General features: G+C 35.7%; 14 protein-coding genes. 11 read left to right on the top strand and 3 right to left on the bottom strand.

Going from position 1 to position 17,878, the window contains the following annotated elements:
• Window positions 1-48 precede the first annotated feature (48 nt).
• Both H5968_RS13545 and H5968_RS13540 read right to left on the bottom strand, forming a co-directional pair.
• Window positions 49-1,287 carry an aminoglycoside phosphotransferase family protein gene (locus H5968_RS13545; protein WP_187040374.1) on the bottom strand — a complete coding sequence of 413 codons (1,239 nt, stop codon included), beginning with the start codon at window positions 1,285-1,287 and terminating at the stop codon, window positions 49-51.
• A 616-nt stretch (window positions 1,288-1,903) separates the two neighbouring features.
• Window positions 1,904-2,212, bottom strand: coding sequence for a TMEM14 family protein (locus tag H5968_RS13540; protein WP_096567388.1), 309 nt, complete (start codon window positions 2,210-2,212; stop codon window positions 1,904-1,906).
• Between the two features lie 77 nt (window positions 2,213-2,289).
• On the opposite strand from H5968_RS13540, the gene H5968_RS13535 reads away from it, so the two are divergent.
• The 3 genes from H5968_RS13535 to H5968_RS13525 all read left to right on the top strand — a co-directional run bounded on the left by H5968_RS13535 (window position 2,290) and on the right by H5968_RS13525 (window position 6,644).
• Window positions 2,290-3,618: an ATP-binding protein gene (locus H5968_RS13535; protein ID WP_187040373.1), complete on the top strand. Its 1,329-nt coding sequence runs from the start codon at window positions 2,290-2,292 to the stop codon at window positions 3,616-3,618.
• 236 nt (window positions 3,619-3,854) lie between these two features.
• Window positions 3,855-5,141 (top strand): tellurite resistance TerB C-terminal domain-containing protein, encoded by a 1,287-nt coding sequence (locus H5968_RS13530; protein ID WP_255427126.1) that lies wholly within the window; start codon window positions 3,855-3,857, stop codon window positions 5,139-5,141.
• A 177-nt stretch (window positions 5,142-5,318) separates the two neighbouring features.
• Complete coding sequence (locus tag H5968_RS13525) at window positions 5,319-6,644, top strand: ATP-binding protein (protein WP_187040372.1); 1,326 nt, start codon at window positions 5,319-5,321, stop codon at window positions 6,642-6,644.
• A gap of 167 nt (window positions 6,645-6,811) precedes the next feature.
• On the opposite strand, the gene H5968_RS13520 is transcribed toward H5968_RS13525, so the two are convergent.
• Complete coding sequence (locus H5968_RS13520) at window positions 6,812-8,209, bottom strand: serine/threonine-protein kinase (RefSeq protein ID WP_187040371.1); 1,398 nt, start codon at window positions 8,207-8,209, stop codon at window positions 6,812-6,814.
• A gap of 134 nt (window positions 8,210-8,343) precedes the next feature.
• On the opposite strand from H5968_RS13520, the gene H5968_RS13515 reads away from it, so the two are divergent.
• From H5968_RS13515 to H5968_RS13480, 8 genes are all read left to right on the top strand, one after another.
• The gene (locus H5968_RS13515) at window positions 8,344-10,518 is read left to right on the top strand and encodes a DEAD/DEAH box helicase (protein ID WP_187040370.1); all 2,175 of its coding nucleotides are present in this window, start codon (window positions 8,344-8,346) and stop codon (window positions 10,516-10,518) included.
• A gap of 219 nt (window positions 10,519-10,737) precedes the next feature.
• Window positions 10,738-12,159, top strand: a complete 1,422-nt coding sequence (locus tag H5968_RS13510; RefSeq protein ID WP_187040369.1) for an NAD(P)/FAD-dependent oxidoreductase — start codon at window positions 10,738-10,740, stop codon at window positions 12,157-12,159.
• A gap of 326 nt (window positions 12,160-12,485) precedes the next feature.
• Complete coding sequence (locus H5968_RS13505) at window positions 12,486-13,316, top strand: metallophosphoesterase (protein WP_187040368.1); 831 nt, start codon at window positions 12,486-12,488, stop codon at window positions 13,314-13,316.
• Between the two features lie 186 nt (window positions 13,317-13,502).
• Window positions 13,503-14,186: a magnesium protoporphyrin IX methyltransferase gene (bchM, locus tag H5968_RS13500; RefSeq protein WP_187040367.1), complete on the top strand. Its 684-nt coding sequence runs from the start codon at window positions 13,503-13,505 to the stop codon at window positions 14,184-14,186.
• Window positions 14,187-14,384: 198 nt separating this feature from the next.
• A complete protein-coding gene (locus tag H5968_RS13495) occupies window positions 14,385-14,876 on the top strand; it encodes a hypothetical protein (protein WP_187040366.1) in 492 nt (163 codons plus the stop codon).
• Window positions 14,877-14,907: 31 nt separating this feature from the next.
• On the top strand, window positions 14,908-15,288 hold the full coding sequence (locus tag H5968_RS13490; RefSeq protein ID WP_187040365.1) for a DUF423 domain-containing protein: 381 nt from the start codon (window positions 14,908-14,910) through the stop codon (window positions 15,286-15,288).
• A gap of 191 nt (window positions 15,289-15,479) precedes the next feature.
• Window positions 15,480-16,247 carry an ATP-binding cassette domain-containing protein gene (locus tag H5968_RS13485; RefSeq protein ID WP_187040364.1) on the top strand — a complete coding sequence of 256 codons (768 nt, stop codon included), beginning with the start codon at window positions 15,480-15,482 and terminating at the stop codon, window positions 16,245-16,247.
• A 103-nt stretch (window positions 16,248-16,350) separates the two neighbouring features.
• The gene (locus H5968_RS13480; RefSeq protein WP_187040363.1) at window positions 16,351-17,865 is read left to right on the top strand and encodes a glycine betaine ABC transporter substrate-binding protein; all 1,515 of its coding nucleotides are present in this window, start codon (window positions 16,351-16,353) and stop codon (window positions 17,863-17,865) included.
• Window positions 17,866-17,878 lie beyond the last annotated feature (13 nt).

Raw genomic sequence — 17,878 nt, 5'->3', positions numbered from 1 at the left:
TCATCTAAAATACTACCTAAAATACTACCTAAAATATTACCTAAAATACTAACAACCACGTAGGCGAGTTTTTTCGTAATAAATCCGTAGTAGTTGTTTTTCTTTTTCAGGTTTAGCTTTGGTGTTTAATCCGGTTACTGATTGGAGAATTTCTGCTTCGGAACTGCCGAAAATAGTTAATACTGCTTGTTCAGGCATAATTAACAAACTTTTGGCAACTTCTAGCATACACAGGTGGGTATTATCAAAGTATTTGTGATACTCAATCATGTTTTGAATTTGGTGAGTTAGTGCCAAACCTGTAAACTGAATCACTCGCAGAATAAAGTCCCGACGGTAATCCAAAATTATGGGAAAAGCATGAAGATAAGCGTGGATAACTGCCAAAATTGAAGGTTGAATAACTTCTAAGGGAATGATTGCCAAATTTAGAGATTCTTCTAAATTTAAACTGGGATCTACTACTAAACTAGAAAGCCAAATTTTGACATAGCTTCCTAGTAAAGTACCTAAATCAAAGGCTGGATCTCCCCAAGTGCAAGCTTCCCAATCAATTAATCTTACCAAACAGTTATCTAGATTTTGCCAACGGGAATGCACCAAAATATTGTTTAATTGTAAATCGTTGTGAGTTAAACAACAAGGTTTCCATTCATAAGCTAAATCGGCGATCGCTGATTCTAAACTTTCATATTGTTGATAGAGTGTATGCAATTTGAGTGCTTCTGTAGGAATATTGCCAAAAATATCTTGATTTATTGATCCTATTCCTTGCGCTGGGTTGTAATAGTGATAGCGAAACTGTCCTTGGGGAGCAGTATCCATAAAATCACGATACTCTCGTTTTTGGAAAGTAGAACGATGTAACACCGCTAATGTATTACCAATGGCGGTGGCAATTTCAATGGGGAAAATACTGTTATTTTCGTAAAATTTCCCCAGTTCCATATATTCGCTGAGGTAACTACGAACCAGGATATAATTTTCTGCATCAAAATGGACCAATAATGATGCGATCGCCGAAATATTCCCCAGCACTGGAAATTTATCCAGTAATTGATGAAACAGCCACTCATTAAAAAATTCATGGGGACTGCTATCAAAATTCCTGCATCGTTCTTGTTTAACCAGAAGTTTACGATTATCTGCCAGCTTCACCAGTAAATTCCGATTATTACCGCCACTTTCTGGTAAATCAGATTCATATAATGCGCCATCTTCTGAGCTACACAGACCTGCTTTGTGCAGATACTGGATAACATTTTGAGAAGACAGTGATAATATCATGTATTAATTTCCTAGTTGCTTAAATTGCTGAAAGAATTACTTAGGTATGCCTTGATTTCCTCTGCTTAGGATTAGGTAGATAGCTACAATAGCGCAAACATTAATAAAGATTGCTACTATCTAGTAATATCCTATTTATTTCAGGAAAACCTGCCAATATGGCAAATTTACCTTTATTTTTCCTTTAAAGTATACTGAAGATACCATAAAATCTTTACACTATTGATAATACTAACTCTAGTATATATAGAGTTCTTTGTTTAAATCTTGTTAATCGTAATTTTTACTAACAATTTAATAATTGCTAGTTCATATCCTTTGCTCTCAAGGATTTTTTTTATCCATACCCTCAATGTGTCATAAAAATCACGCCTTTATTTATAATATAATTGTACTAAAATCAGACTTACTAGGAACAGTATGTTTCAAATTTAACAGTATTTGTGGTCATCTGGGCGAAAATTCGCCTGTAAAGACCAAATTTACTCACTAACTTTTATCTTTACTGATACAGCAGATTGCATATCAACGAGGTACAGAATCAAAATTGAAACCTAGACACATTCGCCAGTTTCACTCCTGACTCCTGCCTCCTGCCTCCTGCCTCCTGCCTTCGTTAAATTTGATTCAATATGACTACTAATGTCACGATCCCAAAAATAATCATCAATCCCCCAGGCATAAATTTCCGTGTTTTAGCCAATCTAATGGAAAAGAAAAATACTAACACACCAATAACAAAAGCTGCTACACTTAAACCCCAGCTTTGTCCTTGAAGTTGGCAGTAAGCAGCAAAGATAATGAATAAGCCACTAATTATACCACTAATTAAGGAAACTTTGCTCTTGGCTTGGATGTAGCCAATGATTCCGCCTAATAATGCTAAAATGCCGTAGCCAAAAGCGGCAACTATACCTAAATTCATTGTTACAGCCTGTGTTGATTTGGATTTTACTTTTAGATTGAGCAGACAAATACAGTTAATTGATGGATGATCAAGGAATGTCTACCGTAAATACTTCGTCTTACACCAAAGTTCAATTCTTCCAACGCCAAGCAGCGTCTCTTTTAATTTACCAATCAGTTCTTAAAGGCGAAGTAGCGATCGCATTTCTTGATCTGCTGCAAGCTATACGTTACACTGACGCAGATGGGCGCGACTGTCTCCAAGCTTACGGTAATTATTTTCAAGCTTTGGCAGCCAGTAAACAAACCTGGGAAGAATACTTAATTAAACAAATTCTCATTGCGGATAACCCCTTTACCAGACTAGCTCAACAGCGAGAATTTACTGATTTACCACCAGCCTTAATTGCAGCAGCCCAGCATGATTTACAAGCCTTACAAAATTTATATGAATGTAATAGTGCTGTTTTAAGTGAGTGGGTGCAAGTGGTATCTCATTTGCCAGTTTCCCCAGTCGTCTGGTATCAAGAACCCCAAGCAGTAGAAGTTGATACTGATTTAATCAGCACTTTACAACAATTAGATACTTGGGCTGATGCTGTTGAAGACTTAGCCGCTTATTATCAACAGCATGGCACTGGTTTATTTGCCCAATATCGCGCTTTTAGGTGGCAAGATGGGCAGTTTTTAGGTATACTCTATCCTGATCCAGTTAAACTAGATACATTAGTAGGTTACGATTGGCAAAAAGATGCTTTGTTAAAAAATACCCTGTTTTTATTGTCAGGACAACCAGCACTGCACGTATTACTATACGGTAGTCGCGGTTCTGGTAAGTCATCTTTAGTAAAATCTTTATTAAACGAATATAGCGACAAAAACCTGCGCTTAATCGAAGTGGCAAAATCAGAATTACAAAACTTACCAAAAATTGTTGAATATTTACGAGGAGTGCCGCAAAAATTTATTATCTTTGTCGATGATCTTTCCTTCGAGGAAGATGATGATGCTTTTAAAGCACTAAAAGTAGTTTTAGAAGGCAGCTTAACCGCTAGACCAGAAAATGTAATTGTTTATGCTACATCCAACCGTCGGCACTTGATTAGAGAGTATTTTAGTGATAGACCTACCCCCAAGGATAACGAAGAAGTCCATGCTTGGGATACAATGCAGGAAAAGCTTTCCTTTAGCGATCGCTTTGGTTTAACATTAACCTTTGAAGCCGCAGATCAAAAAACATATTTACACATTGTTCAGCATTTAGCAGTACAAACAGGCGTTAATCTTAAACCCGAAGATTTAGAATTTCAAGCTTTACAATGGGCAACTCGTCATAATGGCCGTTCTGGCCGCACAGCACGGCAGTTTATTGACTTCTTAAAAGCAGATTTAGCTGTGTATGGTAATAATAAAAACAGCCTGTAATTAATAGCCTGTAATTAATTTACAGCAATCAGCAGTCAGCTTTTAAAACTCTTAACTTAGCGACAGCTATACTATTAAATTTTTAAATACAGCAGATTGCAGATCCATGAGGTACAGAATCTAAATTGAAACCTATACACTAAGCTAGTTTTACTCCTGACTCCGGTTGGTGAGCGAAGCCGAACCACTGACTCCTGCTGTAACACACCCTGACCTTCAATAAAATGTGAACAATAATGACCTTAACAACTACTGATTCTCACCAGATTAATAAGCTAAAAACCAGCAAAATGCAATCAGGAATAGTAAGCAATAAAGTGATTTTAGGGGTATCAGCCTTTAGTGTAAGTTTTGGTTTAAGTCTTGTTCCCAACTGGGATTTTACTCAAGCCTTAGTTACTGGAATCATTACCGTACTTGCCACCTATTCAGCCGCCTTATTTGTGGATAAAAGACGTAGAAATTATGAACTGATGGTTTTAAGTTCTCTCTATAGAAAAATTAGAGAATTGGAAGGCTTAAAATATCGCATTGCCAGAGAAGTAGAACAAGTACAACAACATAAAATTCTTCTCTATACAGAATCACAGCAACTACAAAATCAAATCGCAGAATCTCGTAATCAAAGAGATAATTTACATCGAGAAATAGGTAATTTTGCTGGACAAAAAAAGCATTTGGAGCTAGAAATTAATACTATAAAAAATGCCATAGACAAATTAGAAGGCAGCACAATAGAACTCAAAAAATCTTGTTCTGAACTAACGGCAGAAAAACGTCGTTTAGAGCTAAATTGTAACGTATCCCGTTCAGAAATAACCCAATTACAAGCCCAAATAGAAGCATTCAAGCAAGAAAAAGAAGAAATCGAAAATCACCTGATTCTCTCCAATAGACTCAAACCCCAACTAGAAGAAAAACTCTATGAACTGAGAATAGAAATCCAAGACTTAGAAAGCAAAGTCTTCACTAAAAATAACTTATTAAAAGAGACAATTAACGCCCAAGAAAATCTAGAAAATAAACTGAAAAATTTACAAAATCAAAAACAAGCACAACAGGCAGAAATTAGCCAATTACACAATCAAATTTCCTTATTACAAGATGAGCGAGACTTATTACAAAACCAAGTTTGGGAACTATTGCAAAACATAGAAAACCTCAATCAAGAACCATTATCTGATAATACCCAGGAAAATGAAGTTGAATTATTTCCCTTTGATGAATTACTAGAACCTATAGAAGAAAAGCTACCTTCAGAATGGAGGAATTTTTTAGCACAAATGCCAACCCATCAAATTCAGGTATTAAAAGCCATAATCGAACATGATAATCCCCAAGCTATTATTAAACAAATTGCCGAAGCACAAATCACTATGCCTAATTTATTAATTGATGCTATCAATGAAATCGCCAAAAATACTATTGGTGAATTAATTATTGAAACAGCAGAAGACAAACCGGAAATTTACCCAGAACATCTGCTCAATGTCCAAAAAATTATAGCAATTCATGAAGATTAGAGAAATAAATAGCCCTCATTTACAAGCTACATTTACAAGCTAATTTTAACCAAGCTAATTTTAACCAAACTAATTTTAACCGTTGATTGAATAGAAAAAATTGTACTTTTATGATATAATATATTATATATACTTTGAAGAAAAAATCAATTAATAACAAATACTAATCCAAACTACATGAGCAAACAGAAAATATCAAAAAAAGTATCCACAGCTTTAATCAATTCCCTGGGTGCAGGAGTAGTTCCCAGAACCGGAATTGAACATATAGCCGTAGGTAGAGAAAAAGAACTAAATAGCCTCTTACAAAATCTCAATGATATAGCAGAAGGTGTAGCTGCATTTCGGTTTATCATTGGTAATTACGGTTCAGGAAAAAGCTTCATGCTACAGATGATTCGTAACCGTGCAATGGAGCAAGGATTTGTAGTTGCTGATGTTGATTTATCCTCTGGAAGAAGACTAGCTGGAAGCAACAACGAAGGGTTAGCAACCTATCGAGAATTAATGAGTCGTTTAGCTACAAAAACCCGTCCTGATGGTGGTGCTTTAATTTCCATTTTAGAAGGATGGATTAATAAAATTCAGCAAGAAGTAGCCAAAGAAACAGGAATGCGTCCCAATGATGCAGGTTTTGATGACCAAGTAGAAACCAAAATTCGGGAAGTAATTAATTATATTGAAGACTTAGTTCATGGCTTTGATTTTGGTAGTGTCATTATTGCTTATTGGCGCAGTTATCGCTTAGATGATGAAGAATTAAAAAACGCCTCCCTACGCTGGTTAAGAGGAGAATTTAACACCAAAACTGAAGCTAGAGCAGCTTTAGGAGTGCGTGTCATTATTGATGATGAAACTTGGTATGATTATATTAAATTATTAGCTAAATTCGTTGCAGAAATCGGCTATAAAGGACTGTTAATTTTACTAGATGAAGCCGTAAATTTATATCAAATATCCACTACAGTTACTCGTGAAAAGAACTATAATAGACTCTTGGGAATGTTTAACGATACCATGCAATGTAAAGCCGAAAATCTGGGGATTTTCATTGGTGGAACTACTCAATTTTTAGAAGACCCAAACCGGGGACTTTTTGCCGATCCAGCTTGGCGCAGACGCACCAAAGAAAGCCGATTTGTTACCCAAGCTAATGTACAAGAATACATCGGGACTGTGATGCGTCTGCACCCCTTAACGGAAACAGAAATACTTACACTTTTGCAAAGATTAACAGAAATTCATGCCTTAAATTTTGGTTATGAACCAAGATTAAAAGAGACAGATTTAAAAGAATTTGTCCAAGAAATTGTGACTCGCTTAGGTGCAGAAGCTTTATTAACACCAGGGGAAATAATTCGGGATTTTATTAGTGTGTTAAATGTTCTTTATCAAAACCCAGAAATTAAATTCTCTGAATTAATTCACGGTGATAATTTTCAACTTACGGTAGCAGGTAAAGATAGCTATTTAGATGATGATGCTGCCGAATTTAGTTTATGATTATTTCGTTTTTTTCGATGGTGTGACTGTTACAAAGCTGACTACTGTTAGCGTAACTTACCGTATGACTCCTACGTCTTCACGCAAGCCATAGGTGTTAGCTGAATGCTTACAGGTTTTAAACCTTGAATGAAACAATTGTCAATTATCAATTATCAATTGATAACTTACTCTTTTGTAATTGGTAAACCAAGCCATTCACTAAGTTCTTGTGCTAACCAATCTAATTCTATGGTACTAACAGAAAACATATTATTTTGACTGGTATTAATTTCATACTTTGTCAGCCCCGCCCAGATAATTAAACAGGGATGAGGAGCAAGATTATAATATATACTACCACGCTCCAAACGAATAATATTCTTTCTGTGACTGGGAAGAGGATGATAGCGCCTCATACCAAATAAGTCATAACATAAAGAAATTTCTCGTTTATTGATATACAGTCTTTTTTTGCCAAATAAAGACAGTAGAACGATAAAAATCAATAGGAATATATTAAGTGTAGGTAGCAAAGGTGAAAGGATACCAAATATAGGTGAAAAAATGGAAAAAACAATAGAAAGCGGTAAAACAGTCGTAAAATACCAAACAAACATCACCCCTACCTTAGACATTCCTGATTTGGGGGGAATGAGAATTTCTATAAACTCAGCATTTTTATTTAACATCACCTGACTACCAAAAGGCTTTTCTAAAATCAAATTAGATGTCCTTACTGGAGCAGGAATTTTATTAATAGGTACTTGTAGAGCTTGTAAAGCTTGATCCGCAGAAGTAAAACGTTTACTCAACATCGGTTGTGTCATTCTCCGCAACCAATTACTAAAATCACGACTAATATTTGCAGCTTCTTCAAATTTAATGACTAAATCTTGTTGCGGTAAATCTGCTGGATGTTGACCTGTAACTAAATAAATTAAAGTTGCACCCAAACCATACAAGTCAGAAGCAGGACTAGCTTTACCACTAAATTGTTCAGGTGGCATATATCCATAACTACCCACAACAGTCATGGTACTATTACTTCTAACAATAGTTTGCACTGAACCAAAATCAACTAAATAAACATCACCAACACTATTACCAGAGCGATTTGTTAATAATATATTGCTCGGTTTAATATCACGATGAATTACTGGTGGTTGCTGACTGTGTAAATATTTGAGAATTTCTAGCAATGCAGTTGCTAATTGTTTAACTTCTTTTTCACTAAAACTGCGTCCTGCTTTCAGTTGCATTTCCAAAGATTCAGCAGGAATATAACTTTGTACCAGTGCAAATCCTTTGTAGTTTGGTGTGTCTAATTCAAAATAATCTAAATATTGAGGAATAGCAGGATGAGAAAGTGATTTGAGGGTTTCTGCTTCCCGCTCAAATAACTTTAAATCGTGCCATTGAAAATCATCATCAAATGTTAGTAATTTCACTACTACCAGTTCTTGGGTTTGTAAGTCACGAGTTAACAGTGTCCTCCTTCCTGCTTTTTTACCTAGTTGTTGCTGGACTTCATAGCGTTCTAATAACTTCTCTTTGGTAAGATCACCTGCATCTTGATTTGTCATTTTCCTAATTTTACAACTTCATTAAATTGATCACTTGACTTCTTGTTACTAGCTTACTGTAAGCTTACTGAAGTCAGCAACTAATATAAAACACAAAATTCTGTATCCAACATTCTGTGAATATCCTGCTATCTATGAGTAACAGCACATTTTCTAGACTTGCTCCCTTTATCCAAGAATACATTTATCTTCACAATTGGACAGAATTAAGACCAGTACAAATTGCGGCTTGTGAAGTTATATTTCAAACTGATGCTCATTTGCTGGTTGCTGCTGCCACTGCTGCGGGAAAAACAGAAGCGGCGTTTTTACCTATTTTAACTTTACTACAGGAAAAACCATCTACTACTATAGGTGTATTGTATATTAGTCCTATCAAAGCTTTAATTAATGACCAATTCCAACGCCTCAATGACTTATTAAAAACCGCAGATATTCCTGTATATTCTTGGCATGGTGATGTATCTCAAAGTCGCAAAAACAAACTTTTAAAAAATCCCCAAGGCATTCTGCAAATCACACCGGAATCTTTAGAAAGTTTATTAATCAATAAACATCAGGAATTAAGCAGATTATTTGCTGATTTACGTTTTATTATTATTGATGAAATTCACGCCTTTATGGGTTCAGAAAGAGGTTGTCAAATTCTTTGTCAATTACAAAGATTAGCCAAATTTACCAAAATTCAACCTAGACGCATTGGTTTATCCGCAACTCTTGGTGATTATTCAGTAGCGGAAAGATGGTTAATTTCAGGAACAGATAAACCAGTAATTACTCCAAATGTTGAAGCAGGAAAGCGACAATTAAAACTAGCTTTAGAACATTTTTTCATTAATGAAGATATTGATGAATCTGATTATGAAAAATATATTTTTAACCTTACCAAATCTCGTAAATGTTTGATTTTTGCTAATAACCGGAATCAAACAGAATCTGTTATTTCTTCTTTGCGGAATATAGCACAAACCGCAGGATTTCCAGATATATATCATGTCCATCATGGTAGTATTTCTGCCAGCTTACGACAAACTGCGGAAAATGCTATGCGAGAAGCTAATACTCCTGCGGTGACTGCGGCAACTTTAACTTTAGAATTAGGGATAGATATCGGTTATTTAGAAAGAGTTATTCAATTAGAATCACCTGTATCTGTTGCAAGTTTTTTACAAAGATTGGGACGCAGTGGGAGAAGGGGAGAAACTGCGGATATGCGTTTTATTTGTGCAGAAGCAAAACCATTATCAGAAGCTTTTTTACCAGATCAAATTCCCTGGCAACTTTTACAGTGTATCGCTATTATTCAACTTTATTTAGAAGAACGTTGGATAGAACCAATTACACCAATTAAATATCCTTTTAGTTTACTTTATCATCAAACTATGAGTATTTTAGCAGCAACGGGAGCAATTTCACCTGCTGCTTTAGCTCAACAAATTTTGAATTTATCACCTTTTGCTAATATTTCCCAAGATAATTATAAAACCTTACTTCGTTATTTAATTGATATTAATCACATTCAAAAAACGGAAACTGGTAAATTAATTATTGGTTTAGCAGGGGAAAAAGTAGTTAATAAATTTCAGTTTTATGCTGTGTTTGCTGACTATCAAGAATATACTGTGAAACAAGGGACAACAGAAATAGGTAGTATTGCTACACCTCCTGCTGTGGGTAATCAATTTGGGTTAGCTGGTAAGAGTTGGGAAGTGTTAGAAGTTGATTTTAAAAAGCAGGTGATTTTGGTTAAACAAGTTGAAGGTAAGGCTAATGGTCAAGATAATATCTATTGGCGTGGTGGAAGTGGGAATATTCATGGGAGAATTTTACAAAGAATGCGTCAGGTTTTGTTAGAAGATACAGAATATAGTTATTTACAAAAAAATGCTCAATTGCGTTTGCAGGAAGTGAGGAAATTATCTAGAAAATCAGGATTAGATAAAAGTAATATGATCAAATTAGATAAAAATAAATGTTGTATTTTTCCTTGGATGGGTACGGTAGGTTATCGAACTTTAGAAAGATTATTAAATTGTTTTTGTCGAGAATCTTTAGAGATTAGTAGTATTGGTGGGATAAATCCTTATTATTTGACTTTGAAAGTGGGTAAGGATAAGTTTTCTGCTGTTTATTCAGAAATAGTTGGTTTATGTGAGCAAAGAATTACAGCAGAACATTTAGTGAGTCATGCAGAAGCACCGAAATTACAAAAATATGATCAGTTTATTCCTGATCAGTTGTTAAGAAAAGCATTTGTCAATGATTATTTAGATATAGAGGAGATGAGGAAAGAGGTTTTAAAATGGTGATTTTGGATCAGCAAAAATTGGATAATTTAAGTTGTATATTTAGGTCGGGAAAGACTTGTACTCAGCGGTTAGTGAGCTTGTACTGAGCGACTTGTACTGAGCGTAGTCGAAGTAAGTCGAAGTGCGGAGTCGAACTATGTCGAACCATGCCCAAACCACAAAATTTTGATAAAATTCTGATATGTAACATAAATTTGTTTTAACTCAGTCTATTTTGAAATGATGTATTCAAATAATTCCACATCTACAGAAAAAACTGCTGTTGTGATTGGGGGAAGCATCGCCGGAATGTTGGCGGCTCAGGTGCTGACTCGGTATTTTGACCGTGTAATAATTGTAGAAAAGGACTTGCTAGGGTCAACTGCACAACCAGAAAAACGCCCTGGTGTTCCCCAATCTTTTCATGTTCATGCCCTACTGATACGGGGGCAACAGATTTTAGAACAATTGTTTCCTGGTATACTTGCTGAATTAGCAGAGTCAGGTACACCTTTTGTAAATTGGACAGCGGATGTTCCTTGGTTGGGTTCTAGCGGATGGTGTCCCCGTTTTCACTCTCATTTAGCTACCCACACCTGTAGCCGGAATTTGCTAGAGTGGATTATCCGCCGGCGTTTGGTGGCAAATGATCGTGTAAAATTGAGGTTAGGTACACAGGTAACTAGCTTTTTATCAAACGCGGACAAAACTCAGGTTACTGGTGTACAGATACGCACTGGTAATGAACCGGAAATAGAGATATTTGCGGATTTAGTGGTAGATGCAACTGGACGAACTTCGCGCACACCCTACTGGTTGCAAGAAATGGGCTATGAACCAACCCAGGAAACAATTGTTAATTCTTTTTTAGGCTACGCTAGTCGGTGGTATCAAATTCCATCAGATTTGCAAATAGATTGGCATTCAGTGTATATAACAGCACAACCACCAGGTACTCGTGGGGGTGTGATTTATAAAGTTGAAGGTAATCGGTGGATTGTGACATTGGTGGGTATAGGTCGAGATTATCCACCTACGGATGAGGGTGGTTTTTTGGAATTTGCTCGCAGTTTGCGATCGCCTATTATTTACGAAACCATCAAAAACGCTCAACCAATTTCACCAATTTACGCCTATAAACGCACAGAAAACTGTCTGCGTCATTATGAAAAACTGTCTAGATTCCCAGAAAATTTAGTAGTAGTCGGTGATGCTGTTTGTAGCTTCAATCCTGTTTACGGTCAAGGTATGACTACCGCTGCTTTAGGTGCTGTAACTCTGGATGAATGTTTAAGTAAGCAAGAAAATTTAACTGGTCTATCTCGACGGTTTCAAAAACAACTTAACAAAGTAATTAGTATACCTTGGATGATTGCTACAGGTGAAGATTTCCGTTGGTCTACCACCGAGGGAGGAAAACCCAGTTTAATTAATAAAATGATGCAAAAATATTTAGAACAAGTGCTGGTTTTACAAAGCAAAAGTGGCGAAGTTCATCAGTTGTTTTTAGAAGTAATCAACATGATCAAACCTCCCAGGGCATTTTTCCATCCCAGAATTTTCATGCAGGTTTTGGAACAGGTTTTAACTTCCCAGGTTCAAGGGGGAAATTTGAGTCATGGGGAGAATTTAACCAAATCTCTACCTCCTGTTTTAGAGTAGGTTTTCAGAATTTATCCGCTTTGTTAGGGTTGACATTAGCTTTTGTGGAGTGGGCATACTATGGCTAACGACAAGCTACGCGAACGACAAGCTCAGTACAAGTCTTGCCCGCCCTAATTCTGTAAACTTTACTACTTTTTAAACATCCTCGTAAAAAACTCAGGGATTTGAAAAAAACTAAAGTTTATGTTTAAAAAGTTTAAATAAAAACACGTAAAAATACACAAATTTTGTAAAATTTTCTAAAAGTTATCTTATTCCTACAAACAACCCGAAAGTTTTCAGTTAACTTATAAATAACACTATTCAAAATCATCAAAATCATTATGCACAGATTATTATCTGGACCGTTGACGACAGAAAAATTAACGGTAAAAATTGCGGGTTTACCTGCATCATTACAAGGTAAAAAACTGGTGCAAATGTCAGATTTTCACTATGATGGTGTACGGTTATCAGATAAAATGTTAAGTCAGGCGATCGCCATCGCTAACCAAGCAAAACCCGACTTAATTTTATTAACCGGCGACTTCATCACCACCAGCACCGCAACCCTTGATCAACTAGCAAAATACCTGAAAAAATTGCAAAGTCGTCATGGTATTTATGCCGTACTGGGAAACCACGATTTATATTATAAAAATTCCCAAACTGAAGTTACAACCACATTAACAAATATAGGTATTCATGTTCTTTGGAATCAAATTTCCTATCCATTAGGAAAAGAATTACCAATTGTAGGACTAGCAGATTTTTACTCAAAAGAATTTAATCCTACACCAGTGATGAACCAACTAGATACTGATACACCTTGCATAGTTTTATCCCATAACCCAGATACAGCAGAAATATTGCAAAAATGGCGGGTAGATTTGCAATTATCTGGTCATACTCACGGTGGACAAATCGTTATTCCTGGGTTGGGTCCTGTATTAATGATTCAACATAAAATTCTCAGAATAACACCCAAAATATTACAAAATTTCCTACCATTTTTCAGAAAAAAACACCCTGTATTTAATCATTGGGAATGGTCACAAGGTTTCCATAAAATAGGCAAAAATCAACTATATATTAATCGCGGTTTAGGTACTTATTTACCAGGACGTTTATTTTGTCCGCCAGAAGTGACTATCATTACTTTACAAAGTAAATAAAAATTGGCAGATCATGAAATATCTATCAGCTTTCAGCCGTCAATGTTTGAGAGGTTAAGGCAAAAATCACTATTTGATAATCTATCAATTTATCAAAAATTATCAAAAATTCTGACTCCTGACTTCTAAATTCTGACATTATTTTATTATAATTTTAAGAATTGTTAACTGTCAAAAATTAAGGTCATGAACGCAGCCGACGATAAAACAATAGTCCGCGAATACTTCAACTCTACAGGTTTTGACCGTTGGAGACGCATCTATGGAGATGGTGAGGTCAACAAAGTACAGCTAGATATCCGTACTGGACATCAACAAACCGTAGATACCGTCATCGGCTGGTTAAAAGATGATAACAATTTATCCCAGTTAACCATCTGCGATGCTGGGTGTGGTGTTGGTAGTCTCAGTATTCCCCTGGCTACTGAAGGTGCTAAAGTTTATGCTAGTGATATTTCCGCCAAAATGGTCTCAGAAGCACAGGATAGAGCTGTATTAGCTTTAAAAAATACAGTTAATCCTGATTTTACAGTACAAGACTTAGAATCTTTAAGTGGCGATTATCACACAGTTATTTGTTTGGATGTGCTGATTCATTACCCCCAAGAAAAAGCAGATGAAATGATTTCTCACCTCTGTTCTTTGGCACAATCACGCATCATGATTAGTTTTGCCCCAAAAACCTTTTTTCTGTCTATCCTCAAAAAAATAGGTACTTTCTTCCCAGGACCAAGTAAAACAACTCGTGCTTATTTACACCGTGAAGCAGATGTAGTGAAAATTCTGGAGAAAAATGGCTTTAAAATACAAAGAAAAGCCATGACTAGAACCCGTTTCTATTTTTCCCGCTTGTTAGAAGCTACAAGGTAAAAATTACTTGTTTCTCGTTCCCATACTCTGTATGGGAATGATGGGAATGAATTGTAGCAGACTCTGGCTGCGATTAAATCAGAGGCAGAGCCTGTTCATCGCATTCCCAGTGGGAGACTGGGAACGAGATAATATTAGTGGAACATAAAAGCAAGTCAGGTTAAAATCGCAAGCAAAGTCTAACTCAGAAGTAAAACTATGAAAACGGCGGAAAAATTGGCTGCTGGTTGGCTGCTTACACTCGGATTCATGTTTTTAACGACATCAGTAACAGCGGTAATTGCCAAAAATACCACATTCAAGCCTATTTTACCAGGGATAGAAGATGAAGCACTAGCCAAAGATTTTATCAATCACGAGGCGCTATATCAACTTGATAATACAGCAGCCCAAGGGATCATGTTTGGTGTTCCTACGGCGTTATTGGGTGGATGGTTAGCATTAGGATTATACAAGCAAAGCCGACAAGATAAAAAAGCGTTGACACAACAAAAAAATCAGAATTTGCAATCTCAATTTTATCAAATGTTACAAGCAAATAATGGCAAAATCACATTGTTAAGTTTTGCCATGCAGTCACAGTTACCAGCAACAGAAGCTAAAGAATATTTAGACCAAAAAGCTAAAGAATTTAATGCTAATTTTCAAGTCAATGAAGCAGGAGGGGTATCATATCACTTTGATGTTTAATGTCACTTTGCTCATTTACAGCTAGGTTATAATGACGCAGATTTTTTTGACTGTAGGCGCTATTTTCGGTGGTTTATCTGTAGCTGCTGGTGCGTTTGGCGCTCATGCTTTGCGGGAAAAAGTCAGTGAAAGAATGTTGGAAATTTTCGACACTGGCGCACGTTATCAAATGTATCATGCCCTGGCATTGTTGTTAGTGGCTATCATCATCAGTCGCTTTGAAACTCCACCTACAACTCTGTTAGCTAGTGGGTGGTTATTTATTATTGGTGTCGTGATTTTTTCTGGCAGCTTGTATGCCATTACCTTTTCTGGTATAAAATCCTTGGGAGCGATCGCACCATTAGGAGGAATTGCATTAATGGCAGGTTGGGTTGCTTTAGCTATTACTGCTGCAACTATCAAATTTTGATATTTATCAGTTATCAGAGATAATTACTCGTTCCCATACTCTGTATGGGAATGAATTGTTAAAGGCTCTGCCTTTTGTAGTAAAATTAGAGTTAGGGAAAATTGGAGTCAGAGACTCTATGATAGCATTCCCAGTCGGAGACTGGGAACGAGAAAACGAGAAAATCACCTTGGATTTTTTATTAAACTTTTATGTCTCTACGATCAGAAATAGCAGTTGAATTTAAAAATGTCAGTTTTGAAATTAATCACCGTCTTCTATTATCTAACCTAAATCTGAGTATTTATCAAGGAGAAGCATTAATTTTATTAGGGCGTAGTGGCAGTGGTAAAACCACAACTTTAAAATTAATCAATCATTTACTGACACCCACCCAAGGACAGGTTTTAGTACAGTCAAAACCAACTACCCAATGGGATGCAATTAAACTGAGAAGACGCATAGGTTATGTTATTCAAGAAACAGGTTTATTTCCCCATTTTACCGTAGCTGAAAATGTGGGAATTGTACCATCTTTAGAAAAATGGTCAGCAAATAAAATTCAAACAAGAGTCCATGAAATGTTAGAATTAGTAGGTTTAGAACCTAAAAAGTTTGCTCACCGTTATCCCCATCAACTATCAGGAGGCCAACGTCAAAGAGTAGGAGTTGCTAGGGCTTTAGCCGCAGATCCACCTATACTATTAATGGATGAACCTTTTGGGGCGTTAGATCCTATTACTCGTTTAGAATTACAACAACAGTTTCAATATTTACAACAACAATTAGGAAAAACCGTGATATTTGTCACCCATGATATTCAAGAAGCTTTCTTTTTAGCTTCCAGAATTGGTTTAATGTATGAAGGAAATTTAGTTGCTTTAGGAACGAGAAGAGAATTTATTAAATCCCAGCATCCTGAAGCACTGGCTTTTTTATCTTGTTTGAATGCTTTAAAACATTGGGAAGAACTTAATTAAGAAAGGAGTCAGGAGTGGGGAGTAAGGTTGAATTTAAACGCTTTATTAACTCTGAATTAATACTTCAGATACATCAATTAAAAATATATAACAATCAAAAATCATGTTTTTATTTAAATATGCTTCAGAAATTATCCTCCGCAGTGGCGAACATTTAATATTAGTAGCTATAGCCATGATAGTGGCCATTTCTATTGGTATTCCTTTGGGTATTTTTATCACCCGTAAACCAAAACTTGCACCTCCGATTTTGGGTTTAGCAAACGCTATCCAAACTATTCCCAGTTTAGCCATATTTGGTTTTTTAATTTCTGTTCCCTTTTTGGGGGGAATAGGTAAAAATCCGGCTATTGTTGCCTTAACTCTTTACGCCTTATTACCCATAATTCGTAATACTTATATTGGTATTAATGGCATTGATCCCGCCATTAAAGAAGCGGGTATAGGTATGGGAATGACAGATAGAGAATTATTATTTCAAGTAGAAATTCCTTTAGCTTTAGGAGTTATCTTAGCAGGTGTAAGAGTTGCTACTGTTATATCTGTAGGAATTGCCACTATTGCTGCTGCTATTGGTGGTGGTGGTTTGGGAATCTTTATTTTTAGGGGTATTTCTACAGTTAATAATGAATTGATTTTAGCAGGTGCAATACCCGCAGCTTTAATTGCTTTAGGTGCAGATTTTGGATTAGGTTTTTTAGAAAAAACCCTTAATAAACCAACAGGAAATAAACCAAAAATGGCAGTTATTTTAGGAATAATTGCCTTTATTATATCTGGATTATTTGTATTTAACTCTCAGCAAACATCAGCCACAATCACTATTGGTTCAAAAAACTTTACTGAACAAGTAATTTTAGGTGAAATATTAGCACAAACAATAGAAAACAATACTAATTTAAAAGTAGACAGAAAGTTTAACTTAGGTGGTACATTTATTGCCCATGAAGCAGTAAAAGCTGGAAAAATAGCGGGTTATGTAGAATATACAGGTACTGCATTTGCAGCAGTTTTAAAAGAAAAAACCATTACAGATCCGCAAGTTGTTTATGAAAGAACTAAAAAAGCATATCAAGAAAAATATAATTTAACCGTCATGCAACCTTTAGGTTTTGAAAATACCTATGCGATGCTTATTCGTGCTGAAGATGCAAAAAAATGGCAAGTTAAAACCCTTTCAGAAATTGCAAAATATACTCCGCAAATGCAAGCAGGTTTTGGTTATGAATTTTTAGAACGTGCTGACGGTTATCCTGGTTTCTCAAAAACTTATGGTTTAAAGTTTGCTAATATTAAACAAATGGAATTAGGGGTGATGTATCAAGCATTAAAAGAAAAACAAGTTGATTTCATAGCTACAAATTCTACAGATGGGTTAATTCAAGTTTTAAATTTAGTGATGTTAGCAGATGATAAAAAATACTTTCCACCTTATGAAGCAGTACCTGTTTTCAATCAAGAAATTCTTGAAAAATATCCAGAGTTAGTAGAAACTATTAATAAATTAGCGGGTAAAATTTCTACAGCAGAAATACAGCAGATGAATTATCAAGTTGATAATCAATCTCAACCTGTGGAAGAGGTGGTAAAGGAGTGGTTAAAATCTAAAAAAATCTAAAAAAATATGAGAA

Source organism: Sphaerospermopsis sp. LEGE 00249 (genome assembly GCF_014299995.1).
GTDB lineage: Bacteria > Cyanobacteriota > Cyanobacteriia > Cyanobacteriales > Nostocaceae > Sphaerospermopsis > Sphaerospermopsis kisseleviana.
The sequence above is the reverse complement of the archived record's forward strand: the minus strand, read 5'-3'. Positions and strand labels throughout refer to the sequence as shown.